This window comes from Streptomyces sp. NPDC049879 (assembly GCF_044461265.1).
Taxonomy (GTDB): Bacteria; Actinomycetota; Actinomycetes; order Streptomycetales; family Streptomycetaceae; genus Streptomyces.
Map to the genome: position 1 here is coordinate 1,391,969 of NZ_JBITKT010000001.1, position 14,936 is coordinate 1,406,904.

16 protein-coding genes are annotated in these 14,936 nt (G+C 73.3%); 12 read left to right on the forward strand and 4 right to left on the reverse strand.

Translation table 11 applies throughout. From position 1 onward, the window contains the following. Positions 1-100 precede the first annotated feature (100 nt). From sufD to ACIBPC_RS06505, 6 genes are read left to right on the forward strand one after another with little or no spacing between them, the layout of a single operon-like run. Positions 101-1,282, forward strand: a complete 1,182-nt coding sequence (gene sufD, locus ACIBPC_RS06480) for a Fe-S cluster assembly protein SufD (RefSeq protein WP_362966676.1) — start codon at positions 101-103, stop codon at positions 1,280-1,282. Continuing rightward, positions 1,279-1,638 (forward strand): non-heme iron oxygenase ferredoxin subunit, encoded by a 360-nt coding sequence (locus ACIBPC_RS06485; RefSeq protein ID WP_398841674.1) that lies wholly within the window; start codon positions 1,279-1,281, stop codon positions 1,636-1,638. Before sufD ends, ACIBPC_RS06485 begins: the two co-directional genes overlap by 4 nt. A gap of 7 nt (positions 1,639-1,645) precedes the next feature. Continuing rightward, positions 1,646-2,410 carry a Fe-S cluster assembly ATPase SufC gene (gene sufC / locus ACIBPC_RS06490; protein WP_362966672.1) on the forward strand — a complete coding sequence of 255 codons (765 nt, stop codon included), beginning with the start codon at positions 1,646-1,648 and terminating at the stop codon, positions 2,408-2,410. Next, on the forward strand, positions 2,407-3,666 hold the full coding sequence (locus ACIBPC_RS06495) for a cysteine desulfurase (RefSeq protein ID WP_398841676.1): 1,260 nt from the start codon (positions 2,407-2,409) through the stop codon (positions 3,664-3,666). Before sufC ends, ACIBPC_RS06495 begins: the two co-directional genes overlap by 4 nt. A 27-nt stretch (positions 3,667-3,693) precedes the next feature. Then, positions 3,694-4,146: a Fe-S cluster assembly sulfur transfer protein SufU gene (gene sufU / locus ACIBPC_RS06500; protein WP_362966668.1), complete on the forward strand. Its 453-nt coding sequence runs from the start codon at positions 3,694-3,696 to the stop codon at positions 4,144-4,146. After that, a complete protein-coding gene (locus tag ACIBPC_RS06505; protein ID WP_362966666.1) occupies positions 4,143-4,481 on the forward strand; it encodes a metal-sulfur cluster assembly factor in 339 nt (112 codons plus the stop codon). Before sufU ends, ACIBPC_RS06505 begins: the two co-directional genes overlap by 4 nt. Before the next feature lie 110 nt (positions 4,482-4,591). Here ACIBPC_RS06505 and ACIBPC_RS06510 read toward each other — a convergent pair whose 3' ends face one another. Continuing rightward, entirely contained in the window at positions 4,592-4,828 is a 237-nt protein-coding gene (locus ACIBPC_RS06510) for a hypothetical protein (RefSeq protein WP_362966664.1), read from the reverse strand. Between the two features lie 125 nt (positions 4,829-4,953). Between ACIBPC_RS06510 and ACIBPC_RS06515 the strand changes: the two genes are divergently transcribed. From ACIBPC_RS06515 to ACIBPC_RS06530, 4 genes are all read left to right on the forward strand, one after another. After that, complete coding sequence (locus ACIBPC_RS06515; protein WP_362966662.1) at positions 4,954-5,274, forward strand: multidrug efflux SMR transporter; 321 nt, start codon at positions 4,954-4,956, stop codon at positions 5,272-5,274. After that, positions 5,274-5,861: a TetR/AcrR family transcriptional regulator gene (locus ACIBPC_RS06520; protein ID WP_398841678.1), complete on the forward strand. Its 588-nt coding sequence runs from the start codon at positions 5,274-5,276 to the stop codon at positions 5,859-5,861. Before ACIBPC_RS06515 ends, ACIBPC_RS06520 begins: the two co-directional genes overlap by 1 nt. Positions 5,862-5,871: 10 nt before the next feature. Continuing rightward, entirely contained in the window at positions 5,872-6,867 is a 996-nt protein-coding gene (dapD, locus tag ACIBPC_RS06525) for a 2,3,4,5-tetrahydropyridine-2,6-dicarboxylate N-succinyltransferase (RefSeq protein ID WP_398841679.1), read from the forward strand. Positions 6,868-6,960: 93 nt separating this feature from the next. After that, the gene (locus ACIBPC_RS06530; RefSeq protein WP_398841789.1) at positions 6,961-7,683 is read left to right on the forward strand and encodes an EI24 domain-containing protein; all 723 of its coding nucleotides are present in this window, start codon (positions 6,961-6,963) and stop codon (positions 7,681-7,683) included. Between the two features lie 81 nt (positions 7,684-7,764). On the opposite strand, the gene ACIBPC_RS06535 is transcribed toward ACIBPC_RS06530, so the two are convergent. From ACIBPC_RS06535 to ACIBPC_RS06545, 3 genes are all read right to left on the reverse strand, one after another. Further along, complete coding sequence (locus tag ACIBPC_RS06535; RefSeq protein ID WP_398841680.1) at positions 7,765-8,319, reverse strand: hypothetical protein; 555 nt, start codon at positions 8,317-8,319, stop codon at positions 7,765-7,767. A 153-nt stretch (positions 8,320-8,472) separates the two neighbouring features. Beyond that, entirely contained in the window at positions 8,473-9,369 is an 897-nt protein-coding gene (gene dapA, locus ACIBPC_RS06540) for a 4-hydroxy-tetrahydrodipicolinate synthase (protein WP_398841681.1), read from the reverse strand. Positions 9,370-9,449: 80 nt separating this feature from the next. After that, positions 9,450-11,306 carry an endonuclease/exonuclease/phosphatase family protein gene (locus ACIBPC_RS06545; protein WP_398841682.1) on the reverse strand — a complete coding sequence of 619 codons (1,857 nt, stop codon included), beginning with the start codon at positions 11,304-11,306 and terminating at the stop codon, positions 9,450-9,452. Positions 11,307-11,560: 254 nt separating this feature from the next. Between ACIBPC_RS06545 and ACIBPC_RS06550 the strand changes: the two genes are divergently transcribed. Both ACIBPC_RS06550 and ACIBPC_RS06555 read left to right on the forward strand, forming a co-directional pair. Next, positions 11,561-13,090, forward strand: coding sequence for a hypothetical protein (locus ACIBPC_RS06550; RefSeq protein WP_398841791.1), 1,530 nt, complete (start codon positions 11,561-11,563; stop codon positions 13,088-13,090). 241 nt (positions 13,091-13,331) lie between these two features. Next, complete coding sequence (locus ACIBPC_RS06555; protein ID WP_398841683.1) at positions 13,332-14,909, forward strand: discoidin domain-containing protein; 1,578 nt, start codon at positions 13,332-13,334, stop codon at positions 14,907-14,909. Positions 14,910-14,936: the final 27 nt, after the last annotated feature.

The window sequence follows — 14,936 nt, forward strand, 5'->3', positions numbered from 1 at the left end:
CCCGTACCCACGTTTCCCGACAGGTTCCCCGGACGGGCCCCGCGGACCGGTTCCGCGGGGCCGATCACGGCCGATCAAGAGAGTGAGCACGACGAGACCCATGGCCGATGCCCAGAGTATTCCGGCAGGCGCCAGCGCGGGCGGGTCGGTCGCGGTGGCCGCCGAGTCCACCGTCGCGACCCGGATGAGCGCCCCGCCGTCCTTCGACGTCGCGGACTTCCCCGTGCCGCACGGGCGCGAGGAGGAGTGGCGGTTCACGCCGCTCGAACGGCTGCGCGGCCTGCACGACGGCACCGCGGTCGCCGACGGGTCCCTCAAGGCGGACCTCACGCTGCCCGAGGGCGTCACGGCCACCACGGTCGGCCGGGACGACCCCAGGGTCGGCCGCGCGGGCACGCCGGTGGACCGCGTCGCGGCGCAGGCGTTCAGCTCCTTCGAGAAGGCCACGGTCGTCTCCGTCCCGGCCGAGAGCGTGCACACCGAGCCGGTGCGGCTCGTCCTGCACGGCGAGGGCGGCGCCACCTACGGCCACACGATCTTCGAGGTCGGCAGGTTCGCCGAGGTCGTGATCGTCGTGGACCACACCGGTGACGCCGTGCGGGCCGCCAACGTCGAGTTCCAGATCGGCGACGGCGCGAAGGTCACGTTCGTCAGCGTCCAGGACTGGGCCGACACGGCGGTGCACTGCTCGCAGCACAGCGTCTCGGTCGGCCGCGACGCGACGTTCAAGTCCGTCGTCGTCACCTTCGGCGGCGACCTCGTCCGGCTGCACCCGCACATCGAGTTCGCCGGCCCCGGCGGCGAGGCGGAGCTCTACGGGCTCTACTTCACCGACAACGGCCAGCACCACGAGCACCGGCTCTTCGTGGACCACAACGCCCCCAACTGCCGCAGCAACGTCGCGTACAAGGGCGCCCTCCAGGGCACCGACGCGCACGCGGTGTGGGTCGGCGACGTCCTCATCCGCGCCGCCGCCACCGGCACGGACACGTACGAGCTGAACCGCAACCTCGTCCTCACCGACGGCGCCCGCGTCGACTCCGTGCCCAACCTGGAGATCGAGACCGGCGAGATCGTCGGCGCCGGGCACGCCTCGGCGACCGGGCGCTTCGAGGACGAGCAGCTGTTCTACCTGATGGCGCGCGGCATCCCCGCCGAGGAGGCCAGGCGCCTGGTGGTGCGCGGCTTCTTCGCCGAGCTGGTCCAGCAGATCGGCGTCCCCGACGTCGAGGAGCGGCTCGTCGCCAAGCTCCAGGCCGAACTGGAGGCGTCCATCGCATGACCGCCACCGAAGGCAGCGGCACCACGGAAGGCTATGTGCGCGCCTGCGCGCTGGCCGACCTGGAGCCGGACGTCCCGCTCCGGGTCGAGCTCGGCGGCGTCCCGGTGTCCGTCGTCCGCACCGAGGGCGACGTCTTCGCGGTGAACGACATCTGTTCCCACGCGAACGTCTCCCTCTCCGAGGGCGAGGTGGAGGACTGCCAGATCGAGTGCTGGCTGCACGGCTCCAGCTTCGACCTGCGCACGGGCAAGCCCTCCGGGCCGCCCGCCACCCGGCCCATTCCCGTTTACCCCGTCAAGATCGAGGGAGACGGCCCCGACGCGGCCGTGCTCGTCTCCGTCACCCAGGAGTCCTGAAGGCACCATGGCAACGCTTGAGATCCACGACCTGCACGTCTCCGTCGACGCCGAGGGCGGACCCACCGAGATCCTGCGCGGGGTCGATCTGACCGTGAAGCAGGGCGAGACGCACGCCATCATGGGCCCCAACGGTTCCGGCAAGTCCACCCTGGCCTACTCGCTGGCCGGCCACCCCAAGTACACCGTCACGGGCGGCACCGTCACCCTGGACGGCGAGGACGTCCTCGCCATGTCCGTGGACGAGCGGGCCCGCGCCGGCGTCTTCCTCGCCATGCAGTACCCGGTCGAGGTCCCCGGCGTCTCGGTCTCCAACTTCCTGCGCACCTCCGCCACCGCCGTACGCGGCGAGGCCCCCAAGCTCCGCACCTGGGTCAAGGAGGTCAAGGAGGCCATGGCCCGGCTGGAGATGGACCCGGCCTTCGCCGAGCGCAACGTCAACGAGGGCTTCTCCGGCGGCGAGAAGAAGCGCCACGAGATCCTCCAGCTGGAGCTGCTGCGCCCGAAGATCGCGATCCTCGACGAGACCGACTCCGGCCTCGACATCGACGCGCTGCGCATCGTGTCCGAGGGCGTCAACCGCGTCCGCGAGACCGGCGAGGTCGGCACCCTGCTGATCACGCACTACACGCGCATCCTCCGGTACATCAAGCCCGACCACGTCCACGTCTTCGCGGCGGGCCGCGTCGTCGAGTCCGGCGGCGCCGAACTGGCCGACAAGCTGGAGGCCGAGGGCTACGAGCAGTACACCAAGGGAGGCGGCACCGCATGAGCCACGACCTGCCGGGTCTCCTGGACACCGAGGCGATCCGGAAGGACTTCCCGATCCTCGACCGCACGGTCCACGAGGGCAAGAAGCTCGTCTACCTGGACAACGCGGCCAGCTCCCAGAAGCCGCGCCAGGTCCTCGACGCGCTGAGCGAGTACTACGAGCGGCACCACGCGAACGTCCACCGCGGCGTCCACGTGCTCGCCGAGGAGGCCACGGCGCTGTACGAGGGCGCGCGCGACAAGATCGCCGCGTTCGTCAACGCGCCCAGCCGCGACGAGGTGATCTTCACCAAGAACGCCTCCGAGTCCCTCAACCTGGTCGCCAACATGCTCGGCTGGGCCGACGACCCCTACCGCGTCGACTCCTCCACCGAGATCGTCATCACGGAGATGGAGCACCACTCCAACATCGTCCCGTGGCAGCTGCTCGCGCAGCGCACGGGCGCGAAGCTGAAGTGGTTCGGCCTCACCGACGACGGCAGGCTCGACCTGTCGAACATCGACGAGATCATCACCGAGCGCACCAAGGTCGTCTCGTTCGTCCTGGTCTCCAACGTCCTCGGCACCCACAACCCGGTCGAGGCCATCGTCCGCCGCGCCCAGCAGGTCGGCGCGCTGGTGGTCGTCGACGCCTCGCAGGCGGCGCCGCACATGGCGCTCGACGTGCAGGCGCTCGGCGCCGACTTCGTGGCCTTCACCGGCCACAAGATGCTCGGCCCGACCGGCATCGGCGTGCTGTGGGGACGGCAGGAGCTGCTGGAGGACCTGCCGCCCTTCCTCGGCGGCGGCGAGATGATCGAGACCGTCTCCATGGAGCACTCGACGTACGCCCCCGCGCCGCACAAGTTCGAGGCGGGCACGCCGCCGATCGCGCAGGCGGTCGGCCTCGGCGCGGCCGTGGACTACCTCACCGGCATCGGCATGGACCGGATCGAGGCGCACGAACGGGCGATCACCGGCTACGCGCTCGCGCGGTTCGCCGAGGTCCCGGGGCTGCGGATCGTCGGCCCCACGTCGCCGGAGGGCCGGGGCGCCACCATCTCGTTCACCCTGGGCGACATCCACCCGCACGACGTCGGGCAGGTGCTGGACGAGCAGGGCATCGCCGTGCGCGTCGGGCACCACTGCGCCAGGCCCGTCTGCCTGCGGTACGGAATTCCGGCGACCACGCGGGCGTCGTTCTACCTGTACTCCACCCCGGCCGAGGTCGACGCCCTGGTCGAGGGCCTGGAGTACGTGCGTGGCTTCTTCGGATGACAAGGGCGGAACACGAGGGCGGATGACGTGCAGCTGCAATCGATGTACCAGGACGTGATCCTGGACCACTACAAGCACCCGCACGGGCGCGGCCTGCGCCAGGGCGACGCCGAGGTGCACCACGTCAACCCGACGTGCGGTGACGAGATCACCCTGCGCGTCCGGTACGACGGGGAGACCGTCGCCGACGTCTCCTACGAGGGACAGGGCTGCTCCATCAGCCAGGCCAGCGCGTCCGTGCTGAACGAGCTGCTGGTCGGCAAGGAGCTGTCCGAGGCGATGGCCATCCAGGCGACGTTCCTCGACCTCATGCAGTCGAAGGGGCAGATCGAGCCGGACGACGCGATGGAGGAGGTGCTGGAGGACGCGGTCGCGTTCGCCGGCGTCTCCAAGTACCCGGCGCGGGTGAAGTGCGCCCTGCTCAGCTGGATGGCGTGGAAGGACGCGACGGCGCAGGCACTGGAGAGGGAGAAGCTGTGAGCGACACCGGGACGACCGCGACGGCACCGGCGAGCGAGGAGGAGATCCGCGAGGCGATGATGGACGTCGTCGACCCCGAGCTGGGGATCGACGTCGTGAACCTCGGCCTCATCTACGGCGTGCACGTCGACGACGCCAATGTGGCGACGATCGACATGACCCTCACCTCCGCCGCCTGCCCGCTGACCGACGTCATCGAGGACCAGGCCAGGTCGGCCACCGACGGGCTGGTCAGCGAGCTGAAGATCAACTGGGTCTGGATGCCGCCGTGGGGACCCGACAAGATCACGGACGACGGGCGGGAGCAGCTGCGCGCGCTCGGCTTCAACGTCTGACGGGCCGGGGGAGCGGCGTGACCGCTTCCCCGGGACCGCGAGGGGCGTGGGGGTGACCGGACGACCGGCCACCCCCACGCCCCTCGTCCGTCTGCCGGTACGGCGGTCTCTCAGGCGTGGTCCACCAGCGTCGCGTGCCCCTGGACACGGGCGCAGTGGGCGCAGCAGTAGAAGCGCCCCTCCTCGGTCTCCAGGCCGTGCCCCATGATGCGGCACCCGCAGTTCTCGCAGATCGGCGCCATGCGCTGCACCGCGCACTCGAAGCTGTCGAAGACGTGGACCTCACCGGCCGCGCGCACCTCGAACGCCATCCGGTAGTCGTTGCCGCAGGTCTCGCACTCGGCCATCGGTCTCGGTTCCCTCCTGTGACGGCCCCCGGGGACGAGGATCGCGCCGGGCCCGCGGACGCCGGGCGGCGGCGCGCGCGGCAGTCACTCCAGCGGCGGGGCGTTCTCTATGTACGCTCGTACACATGACGTATGTGCTGCTCGCCTGCGCGATCCTGGCCGAGATCGCCGGGACCACCCTGATGAAGCTCAGCGACGGATTCAGCAGGCTCTGGCCCAGCCTCGGCACCGCCGTCTGCTACGTGGCGGCCTTCGTCCTGCTCGCCCGCACGCTGCGCCATCTCGAAGTGGGCGTCGCCTACGCCATCTGGTCAGGCGCGGGCACGGCGCTGATCGCCGCGATCGGCGTCCTCTTCCTCGGCGAGGGCGCCTCCCCGGCGAAGCTCGCCGGCATCGCGCTGGTGATCGCCGGGGTCGTCGTGCTGAACACCGGCGGGGCCCACTGATGGCCCGCCGCGTCCGCCGCCACGACCCCGACCGCCGCCACCGGATCGTGGACGCCGCCGTCCGCGTGGTCGAGCGGGACGGCATCGCGGGCCTGAGCCACCGCGCCGTGGCGGCCGAGGCCGACGTGCCGCTCGGCTCGACCACGTACCACTTCACCGACCGGGACGACCTGCTGACGGCCGCGCTGCAGCGGGTCAACGACGCCTGGCTCGGCTGGTTCGAGGCCTGGGTCGGCGACGTCCCGCCGGACGAACCGCCCGCCGAGGCCGCGGTCCGCCTCCTCGACGACTGCCTCGGGCCCCGCAGGGCGCAGACACGGCTGGAGTACGAGCTGTACTTCGCCGGGCTCACGCGCCCCGCCGTCCGGCCGCTCGCCGCGCGCTGCCTGGACGACATGGCCGCGCTGCTGCGGCCGCTCGTGCCCGACGAGCACACCGCGCGCGCCGTGATCGCCCTGCTCGACGGCCTGCTCATCGAACTGCTGCTCACCGGCAGGCCGCACGACCGCGACCGGACCCGGGAGGCCTTCGCGCGGCTCGTGCCCGGGACCCGGACCGGTTCGCCCCGCGCCGCGTCCACCGGCTAGCGTCTGGGACATGACCGAAGCAACCACCTCCTCCGCTTCCGCCACCGGCGCCGTCGCCGCCGGCCTCGCCACCCTCGCCCCCGACGGGACCGTCCTCGACACCTGGTTCCCCGCGCCGGAACTCACCGCCGAGCCCGGCGTCCCCGGCACCGAGCGCCTGACGCCCGAGCGCGCCGCGGAACTGCTCGGCGCGTCGGCGCCCGCCGCCCTCGGCCAGGACCCGCGCCGCGGCGTCGAGGTGGTCGCGGTCCGCACGGTCATCGGGTCCCTGGACAGCAAGCCCGTCGACGCCCACGACGTCTACCTCAGGCTCCACCTGCTCAGCCACCGCCTGGTGCGGCCCCACGGGCTCAGCCTCGACGGCGTCTTCGCGCTGTTGGCCAACGTCGCGTGGACCAACCTGGGCCCCGTCCCGGCGGACGGCGTCGAACGCGCCCGGCTCGCCGCGCTGGCCGAGGGCGTGCGCCTGACCGTGACGAGCGTCGACAAGTTCCCGCGGATGACGGACTACGTGGTGCCCGCGGGCGTGCGTATCGGCGACGCCGACCGCGTCCGCCTCGGTGCCCACCTCGCAGCAGGCACCACCGTCATGCACGAGGGCTTCTGCAACTACAACGCGGGCACGCTCGGCACGTCCATGGTCGAGGGCCGCATCAGCGCCGGGGTCGTCGTCGGGGACGGCTCCGACATCGGCGGCGGCGCGTCCATCATGGGCACCCTCTCCGGCGGCGGGAAGCAGACCGTCTCCCTCGGCGAGCGCTGCCTGCTCGGCGCCCAGGCGGGCATCGGCATCTCCCTCGGCGACGACTGCGTCGTGGAGGCGGGCCTCTACGTCACGGCCGGGACCCGTGTCACGCTGCCCGACGGCGCCGTCGTCAAGGCCCTGGAACTGTCCGGCGCCGACAACCTCCTCTTCCGCCGCAACTCCACCTCGGGCGCCGTCGAGGCCCTGCCGAGGACCGGCACCTGGGGCGGCCTGAACGCGGCGCTCCACAGCAACAATTGACCCGAACGGCGGTCGCGGCCCCGGGGCGTTAGCCTGACAGGCGTGTTGGGATTCCTCACCGGCCTGCGCTTCCTGCTCCAGGGGCAGCGCTGGGTGCTGCGCCACCCCCGCCGGCTCGCCTTCGGTCTGCTGCCCGCGCTGATCACCCTGGTCGTCTACGCGGCGGCGCTCGTGGCCCTCGCCCTCTGGGCGGGGGACATCGCCGTCTGGGCCACGCCCTTCGCGGACGACTGGGGCAGCCCCTGGCAGTCACTGCTCCGCACCTCCTTCGCGCTGCTGCTCGTCGGCGCCGCCCTGCTGCTGGCGGTGATCACGTTCACCGCCGTCGCGCTGCTGGTCGGCGACCCGTTCTACGAGTCGCTCTCCGAGCAGATCGAGGACTCCGAGGGCGGCGCGCCCCCCGGCCCGGACCGGCCGCTGTGGCAGGACCTGGCCGTCTCGGTCCGCGACAGCCTGCAAGTGCTGTGGCGGGTCCTGCTGTTCACCGTCCCCCTCTTCTTCCTCGGCTTCGTGCCGGTGATCGGGCAGACGGTGATCCCGCTGCTCGGCCTCGCCGTCTCCGGCTTCTTCCTGACGCTGGAGCTGACCTCCGTCGCCATGGACCGGCGCGGCATCCCGGTCCCCGGCAGGCTGCGGCTCCTGCGCGGACAGCTCGGCGTCGCCGTCGGATTCGGGCTGCCGCTGGTCGTCGCGTTCCTCGTGCCGCTGGTCGCCGTCCTGCTGATGCCAGGCGCCGTCGCGGGAGCGACCCTCCTGGTCCGCGACCTCACCGCCGAACCCCCCGTCGCCGACCCCGTGGCGCTCGGCAAGGCCTGACTCCCGGCCCTTCCCCCTTCCCCCTCGCCCGCCCTCCCCGCCCGCCTCCGCCTTCTCCCGTCCCGCCCGCCCCGTCGTCGGTCAGGCCGGGCCGCCCCGCCCCGCTCCCGTACCGGCTGCCTGGTCCGGCAGGGAGGGGCGGGGCCCGGGTATGGCCTCCCCGCGCCGGTCGCGGCGCAGCATCCGCGGACCGAGCGCGGCGGCGAAGACGGCGGCCCCCAGCAGGAACCACGAGTCCACCACCGTCCCCGACCAGGTGGCCCAGCCGGTCGTCACCTCACCGCGGTCCCCGTCGAACATCCCGTACGGCATCACGCCCGTGTGGATCAGCACCTGGTCCACCGCCCCCGCCACCCCGCGCACCACCAGCAGCGGCACCCCGACCCACAGACCGCAGGCCGCCAGCGGCGCGGGGAGACGGGGCGAGCGCACCAGCAGCAGGACCGCGGCCGTGCACAGAACCACCACCACGGCGTTGGGCAGCACATTGCCCCAACCCGTCGCCCCCGTACCGGGATCGGTGCCGACGGGATGACGTCCGTCGTCGAAGACGGCCCACACATGCCCGGCGGCGAACAGCACGGTCCACACGAGCGCCGCCGGTACGGCCCAGCGGTCAACGGAAAGCGTCGTCATGTCACTCAACGTAACCGTCTGGCGTGTGCCGCGTCATCACCCCGAAGGGTGAAACAGTGCCCCACTCAAGGCGGACAGGCCCATTCCGCCCTCGCATGAACAGAACCGCCGGTCACGATCGGTGACCGGCGTGTCCGCCCCTCGCCGGGCCGCTCACTCCGCCGAGAGCAGCGCCCGCAACGCCTCGGTCAGCCGCTCCGTCAGCTCAGGCCCCGCCGCCAGCAGCGGCGACCGCACCGGCCCGCCCGGCAGCCCCGCCGCCGCGAACAGCGCCTTCACCGACACGTTCCCCGGCCCCTCGGCGTACAGCACCGACACCAGCGGCAGCAGCGCCCGGTGGATCCGCGCCGCCTCCGCAAAATCCCCCTTCACCGCGGCATCCACCAACGCCCTGACCCGCGGCCCCGCGACATTGGCCGCCGTGCTCACCACTCCGCTCGCGCCGATCGCCAGCAGTGGCAGGTTCAGCTCGTCGTTCCCCGAGTAGTACGCCAGGTCCGTGTCCCCCAGCACCAAGCCCGACTTCAGCAGGTCGGCGGCGCAGTCCTTCACCGCCACGATCCGCGGGTGCTCCGCGAGCCCCCGCAGCGAGCCGGCCGTCAGCGCCGTGCCCTCGCCCGTCCGCGCCGGGATGTCGTAGAGCATCACCGGCACCTCCGACGCGTCCGCGACCGTCCGCAGGTGGTGGACGATCCCGGCCTGCGTCGGCCGCGAGTAGTACGGCGTCACCACCAGCACGCCGTCCGCCCCCGCCGCGCCCGCCGCCCGCGCCAGCCCCACCGTGTGCCGCGTGTCCGCCGTCCCGACACCCGCCACGACCGAGGCCCGGTCGCCGACCTCCTCCACCACGGCCCGCACCAGGGCGGCCTTCTCCGCGTCGGAGGTGGTCGGCGACTCCCCGACCGTCCCGTTCACCACAAGGCCCTCGCAGCCGCCCCGGTCCACGAGATGGGCGGCCAGGCGCCGGGCGCCGGGCAGGTCGAGCGATCCGTCGGAGGCGAACGGGGTGATCATCGCGGCCAGGCAGCGGCCGAAGGGTGCGTCACGCATGCGACGAGTCTGCGGCCCGCGCCCCGCCCCGTCCACCGAGAACCCCCGTCCACCGAGAACCCCCCGCCCGCCGGGAGGCCTCACGGCCGGAAGCGCAGCACCTGCGGGTCGTGGTCGCTCGCCTGGTCGGCGAACTCCGCGTTGATGTGCACGATGTCGTAGTCGAACCGCCGGATCGCGGGCGACACCAGCGTCTGGTCCAGCACCTGCGAGTTGCCCTGGAAGACATACGTGTAACGCTCGTCACGCGGCAGGCTCGCCACCGCAGTCCGCAGCGCCCCGTGCCGCGTCAGCGCCCGCGTCACCGGCGAGAACTCGAAGTCGTTCAGATCCCCGAGCACCACCACCCGCGCCCGCCGGTCCACCGCCGTGATGTCCCGCACGAAGCCGTTCACCGCCTCCGCCTGCCGCAGCCGCTGCTCCTCCGACACCCGCGCGGGCGGCTGGAAGCGCCCGGCCAGCGGCTGGTCCCCGCCCTTGGACGCGAAGTGGTTCGCGATCACGAACACCGTCTCGCCACGGAACACGAACTCGCCCGCCAGCGGCTTGCGGCTGTCCGCCCACGCCCCGTCCAGCGGCGCGACACGCCCGGGGGAGTACGTCAGGGCCGCCGTCCCGCCCCGGCGCACGACCTCCGTCGCCGTCGTCGCGTCCCCACCGGGCCGGTCCACGAACGACACGCGCGCCGGATCGAACAGGAACGCCGTGCGGATGTTACCGCCCGGCTGCCCGCCGTCCGCGCCGTCCTCCGGGTCCACGAGCCGCCACTCGTACCGCGGCCCGCCCGCCGCGGCGATCGCGTCCGTGAAGCGCCGCAACGTCCCCTCGGCGCCCACCGTCCCGTCGTCCGCCGGGCCGCTGTCGTCCTGGATCTCCTCCAGCGCCAGGATGTCGGGCGACGCCAGGTTGTCCGCCACCGCGGCGGCCAGCCGCTCGTACTTGGCGGCGGAATCACCCGGGTTGAGGTTCTCCACGTTGTACGTCGCGACGGCCAGCTCGTCCGGCCGCTGCGCACGGGTACGCTCCGGCGCACGCCCCCCGTCCGCCACCGCGCCCATCTCCCGCGCGGCCAGCGTCCAGCCGCCGAACTCGTCGTAGTCCAGCGGCCCGATCGTCGTCCCCGCCAGCCGGTCCCCGACATCGGCGCTGGGGAACGGCTCCTGCGCCACCGGCACCAGCGACTCCACCTTCAGCCGCCCGCCGTTCTGCGCGTCGTACGAGCCGTACCGCGTCCCGCCGCCCGCCGTACGGTTCTCGCGCGGCTCCACCGTGACCCACAGCTCGTAGTACGGCGTGCTCGGGCCGACCACCGGCACATCCGCCACCGCGACCGCCATGCCCTCCAGCGACTCGTAGAGGTCGAGCGCGTACCGCTCCGGCCGCAGCGCGAGCCCCTCGATGCTCCCGCCCGCCGCCGGATCGCCCTGCGGCGCGTACCTGTCGGGCACCGCGCGGGCGTCGAGCCGTACGGGCGCGGGCAGCGCGTTCCCCGACGACACGACCGCCACCGCCGGTCGCGACACCTGCGTGACGGACTGCCCGCCCGCCGCCTCGCCGCCGTAGTAGTACTCGCCGACATCCCCCGACACCAGCACCGCGTCGCCCACCGCCACACGCGGCGCCGAGCTGGTGAAGACGAAGACGCCCTCGCTCGTCGCCCGGTCGCGGTCGGGCGACGGGTCCTGCATCCAGAAACCGCGCGAGCCGTACGTCCGCACCCCCGTCACGATCCCGGGCACGTCGGCGACCCGCTGCCCCGCGTACGGCGACAGGCGCGAGCCACCCTGGATGTCGTGGATGCGCACCGGGTCCGCCGCGGCCTGCGCGGCCTGCGCGGGCTGGGCGAGCAGGCCGGCGCACAGACCTGCGGCGAGCACCGGCCCCAGGGCGGCGGCGGTCGCACGGAACGGGGGCCGGGAACGGCGTGCTGCGGTCAAGGGTTCCTCCGGGAACGCGACGACGCTACGCGCGTCAAACTCCCGCAGCGGGGGCGCCCGTGTCAACGCCCCCCGGGTGAACGCCCGACGCACTCCGGGCCCGTGCGCCCCCCGCTCCCGCGCACCCCTTAGGGTGAAGGGCATCCCGGCTGACATCCCGTCAATGAGTGCCCGCGCACTCCTCTAGGCTGGTGCACTGCCCCCAGTGGTCCCGATGAGGAGCGATCGTGAACTCCGGTGACGCGCGTCCCGTCATGCCGCCCGTGCGGCTGCCCTCCGACGCCGACCTGGCCCGTGAGGCGCTCGCCGCCCCCCTGCTGGCGCGCGCCGTCACCCTCGCCCGGTGGGCGGAGAAGGGCGTGCCCGTCGGCGCGGGCGGCGAACTCCTGTCCGGCGACCTCGCCTCCGCCGCCACGGCGCTCGGCTTCGAGCCCGACGACGAGGGCACGGGCCTGGCCGCCGACGCCTGGAACTTCGCCGTGGACACCGGCCTCGTCCGCGTCACCGAGACGGACGACGGCGAGGACGACGGGGGCGACGGAGACGGCGACACGCCCGCCGGGACCGCGACCGCGGGCGACGAGCTGGAGCAGCTCACCTCCGGCAGCCCCGCCGACGTCCTCGACATCTGGTCCGACGGCGTCGAGGCCGTCCTCAGCGACGCGGCCACCCCGACCTTCGAGGAACTCCTCGGCAGCCTCCCCGGCTTCGGCGACGCGCTCAGCGGCGACGGCGAGATCGACCCCGACTCCATCGACCTCGACGCCCTGGACTGGGACCCCGACGAGGAGGCCGAGTTCCTCGACTCGGCCCTGGCGAGCCTCTACCTCTTCGCCGTCACCGACGAGGCCGGGCAGGGCGTCTCCCTCGTCCCGCTGCCGATGGTCGCGGCGGCCTCCGTGCTCCCCGACGACGTGGAGGAGCTGTCCGAGGCCGACCTGGACGAGCTGTCCGCCGCCGTCCTCAAGCTCGACGACCGCTTCACGACCCTCGCCGGAACCGGGCTGCTCGACTACCGGCCGGTGGACGAGTCGGTGCTCGCCGAGGCGGGCGACGGCACGGACGCCGCGGACGTCACCGGCGCGGGCGGCGACGCCGAGGACGACGACGACGACATGACCCGCTACGGCCTCGCCCGCCTCACCCCCCTCGGCCTCTACGGCATCCGCCGCCGCATGCTCGACGCCGGGGTGGACGCCCCCGCCCTCGGCGAACTGGCCGAGGCCGACGCGGGCGCCCTCCTGTCGGCCCTGCCCTACCGGCCCGAGGCCATGGCCAGGGAGGAGGCCGAACTGTGGCTCGACGGCCGCGACCCGCTGCCCGCCGCCCGCGGCCTGCTGGACGCCGCACGCGGTGACGACCCCGCCGCCCCCGGCCGCCGCCTCGGCTGCCAGCTGGTGCTCTCCCTGCTCGGCGCCCCCGCCGAACCCGCCGTCCGCGCCGTCCTCGACGACCAGCAGCTCGGCGGCCTGGCCCGCGTCTGGCTCGCCGAACGCGGCGCCCCCGACGTGCCGCAGCCGGACGAGGACATGGTCTTCTGGCTCACCATCGACACGCTCGCCGCGCAGCTCGCCGCCTTCGGCAGCGAGGAGGAGGCCGTCGAGCTGCGCGAACTGGTCTCGGGCCTCGCCGGACAGCACAGCGACTTCTTCGAACGCGCCTGGCGCACCGAGCACCCCGCGACCGCCGACGTCCTGGAGGCCGTCGGCCGCCTCCACCCGGACAAGCAGCTCGCCAAGCAGGCGCGGAAGGCCGCGCACCGCTCGCGCTCCCGCGAGCAGTGACGCCGCCGCCGGGAAACGGACGACGGACCCACGCACCGCCCGGACGGCCCCCGCGGGCCGCCGGGCGGTTCCGCCTGCCCTGAACGCGACAGGTCAGCAACTACCATCTCAGCGCACGGTTCTTGCGGTGTTCTGTTGTCTTCTTGCGCGGACTCTGGACGGGGTGCGGCACCGCTCATACTCTCTGGGCGCTCGGGCGAGAGATCCACCTCCCTTTCACGACGCCTCAAGGACGTGACTCGTGACACCGAACCCGCCCCGTCCCCCCGCACCCACCCCGGCCGCCGCCTCCGCCCTCGCCGCCGAACTGGGCCGCCGCCGCCTCCTCGCGCTCGGCGCGGGCGCCGCCGCCGCAGGCCTCGGCTGGCAGGCCCTCGGCCCCGGGATCTCCCCCGCCCACGCGGCCGCCGCCGCCCCCGCCGACTGGCCGGCGCCCTCCTACGACGTGCACCTCTTCTACTACCCCTGGTACGGCAGCCCGTCCCGGCACGGCAGCTGGCTCCACTGGCAGCAGGGCGGACACCAGCCCCCGCAGGACATCGGCGCCGACCTCTACCCCACGCTCGGCCCGTACGACTCGGGGGACGCCGCCGTCGTCGCGCAGCACATGGCCTGGATACGCCAGGCGGGCGTCGGCGTCGTCGCGACGACCTGGTGGGGCCAGGGCGGATACGAGGACCAGCGCGTACCGCTGCTGCTCGACGTCGCCGCCCAGTACGGCGTCAAGGTCGCATGGCACCTGGAGCCCTACGGCGGCCGCACTGCCCAGTCCACGGTGGACGACATCCGCTACATCAACGCGCGCTACGGCTCCCACCCCGCGTTCTACCGTGACGCCAAGCACGGCAACCGGCCCGCGTTCTACGTCTTCTACAGCCTCGCCACCACCGACTGGTCGCCGCTCGCGCAGGTCAACGCGGCGAACATCGTGCTGACCCAGACCACCGACGTGTCCAAGGCCGGCTACTTCGGCGGCCTCTACAACTACTCGGTGCCCACCGACTTCAACGGCTGGAAGGGCATCGCCGACTGGTGCCGCGCCAACGGCCGCATCTGGGCCCCCTCCATCGGCCCCGGCTACATCGACGACCGCGCCGTCCCCGGCAACACCACGATCACCATCCCCCGCGAGAACGGCGCCACGTACGACCGGCTCTGGGCGGGCGCCCTCTCCCCGGACAACGGCGGCTCACCGCACTGGGTGTCCATCACCTCGTTCAACGAGTGGCACGAGGGCTCCACGATCGAACCCGCCTCCTCCACCCCGCCGCCGGGACACGGCTACCAGACATACGCGGGCGCCTGGGGCACGACCGGCGCCGCCGCCGAGGTCGCCTACCTGGAACGCACCCGCTACTGGGTCGAACGCTTCACCGGCGGCGGCCCGACCACCCCGCCCCCCAACCCCGACCTGGCGCTGCGCCGGCCCGTCACGGCGAGCGGCTGGACCCAGGGCTTCGCCGCCGTCAACGCCGTGGACGGCGACCCGGTGTCCTACTGGGAGAGCACCAACCACGCGTTCCCCCAGTGGCTCCAGGTGGATCTCGGCAGCGTCCGGGACGTCTCCCGCGTCGTCGTCGGCCTCCCGCCGCAGACCGCATGGGGCCCGCGCACCCAGACCATCGCCGTACAGACCGAGGAACTGGGCATCTGGCGCACCGCAGCCCCCGCCGCCCCGCGTGCCTTCGACCCGGCCACGGGCAACGCCGTCACCGTCACGTTCCCGCAGCTCCGCACCCGCTACGTCCGCCTGACCTTCACGGGCAACACCGCCTGGCCCGCCGGGCAGGCGTCCCGCGTCGAGATCTACGCCACCTGAACGCCCCGCCCGCCGGTCCGGCCGCCG

Excerpts from the sequence above, each read along its gene's own strand:
- sufD (WP_362966676.1), top strand. The coding sequence starts at position 101 with ATGGCCGATGCCCAGAGTATTCCGGCAGGCGCCAGCGCGGGCGGGTCG.
- ACIBPC_RS06485 (WP_398841674.1), top strand. The coding sequence starts at position 1,279 with ATGACCGCCACCGAAGGCAGCGGCACCACGGAAGGCTATGTGCGCGCC.
- sufC (WP_362966672.1), top strand. The coding sequence starts at position 1,646 with ATGGCAACGCTTGAGATCCACGACCTGCACGTCTCCGTCGACGCCGAG.
- ACIBPC_RS06495 (WP_398841676.1), top strand. The coding sequence starts at position 2,407 with ATGAGCCACGACCTGCCGGGTCTCCTGGACACCGAGGCGATCCGGAAG.
- ACIBPC_RS06510 (WP_362966664.1), bottom strand. The coding sequence starts at position 4,828 with ATGGCCGAGTGCGAGACCTGCGGCAACGACTACCGGATGGCGTTCGAG.
- ACIBPC_RS06515 (WP_362966662.1), top strand. The coding sequence starts at position 4,954 with ATGACGTATGTGCTGCTCGCCTGCGCGATCCTGGCCGAGATCGCCGGG.
- ACIBPC_RS06520 (WP_398841678.1), top strand. The coding sequence starts at position 5,274 with ATGGCCCGCCGCGTCCGCCGCCACGACCCCGACCGCCGCCACCGGATC.
- dapD (WP_398841679.1), top strand. The coding sequence starts at position 5,872 with ATGACCGAAGCAACCACCTCCTCCGCTTCCGCCACCGGCGCCGTCGCC.
- ACIBPC_RS06535 (WP_398841680.1), bottom strand. The coding sequence starts at position 8,319 with ATGACGACGCTTTCCGTTGACCGCTGGGCCGTACCGGCGGCGCTCGTG.
- dapA (WP_398841681.1), bottom strand. The coding sequence starts at position 9,369 with ATGCGTGACGCACCCTTCGGCCGCTGCCTGGCCGCGATGATCACCCCG.
- ACIBPC_RS06550 (WP_398841791.1), top strand. The coding sequence starts at position 11,561 with ATGCCGCCCGTGCGGCTGCCCTCCGACGCCGACCTGGCCCGTGAGGCG.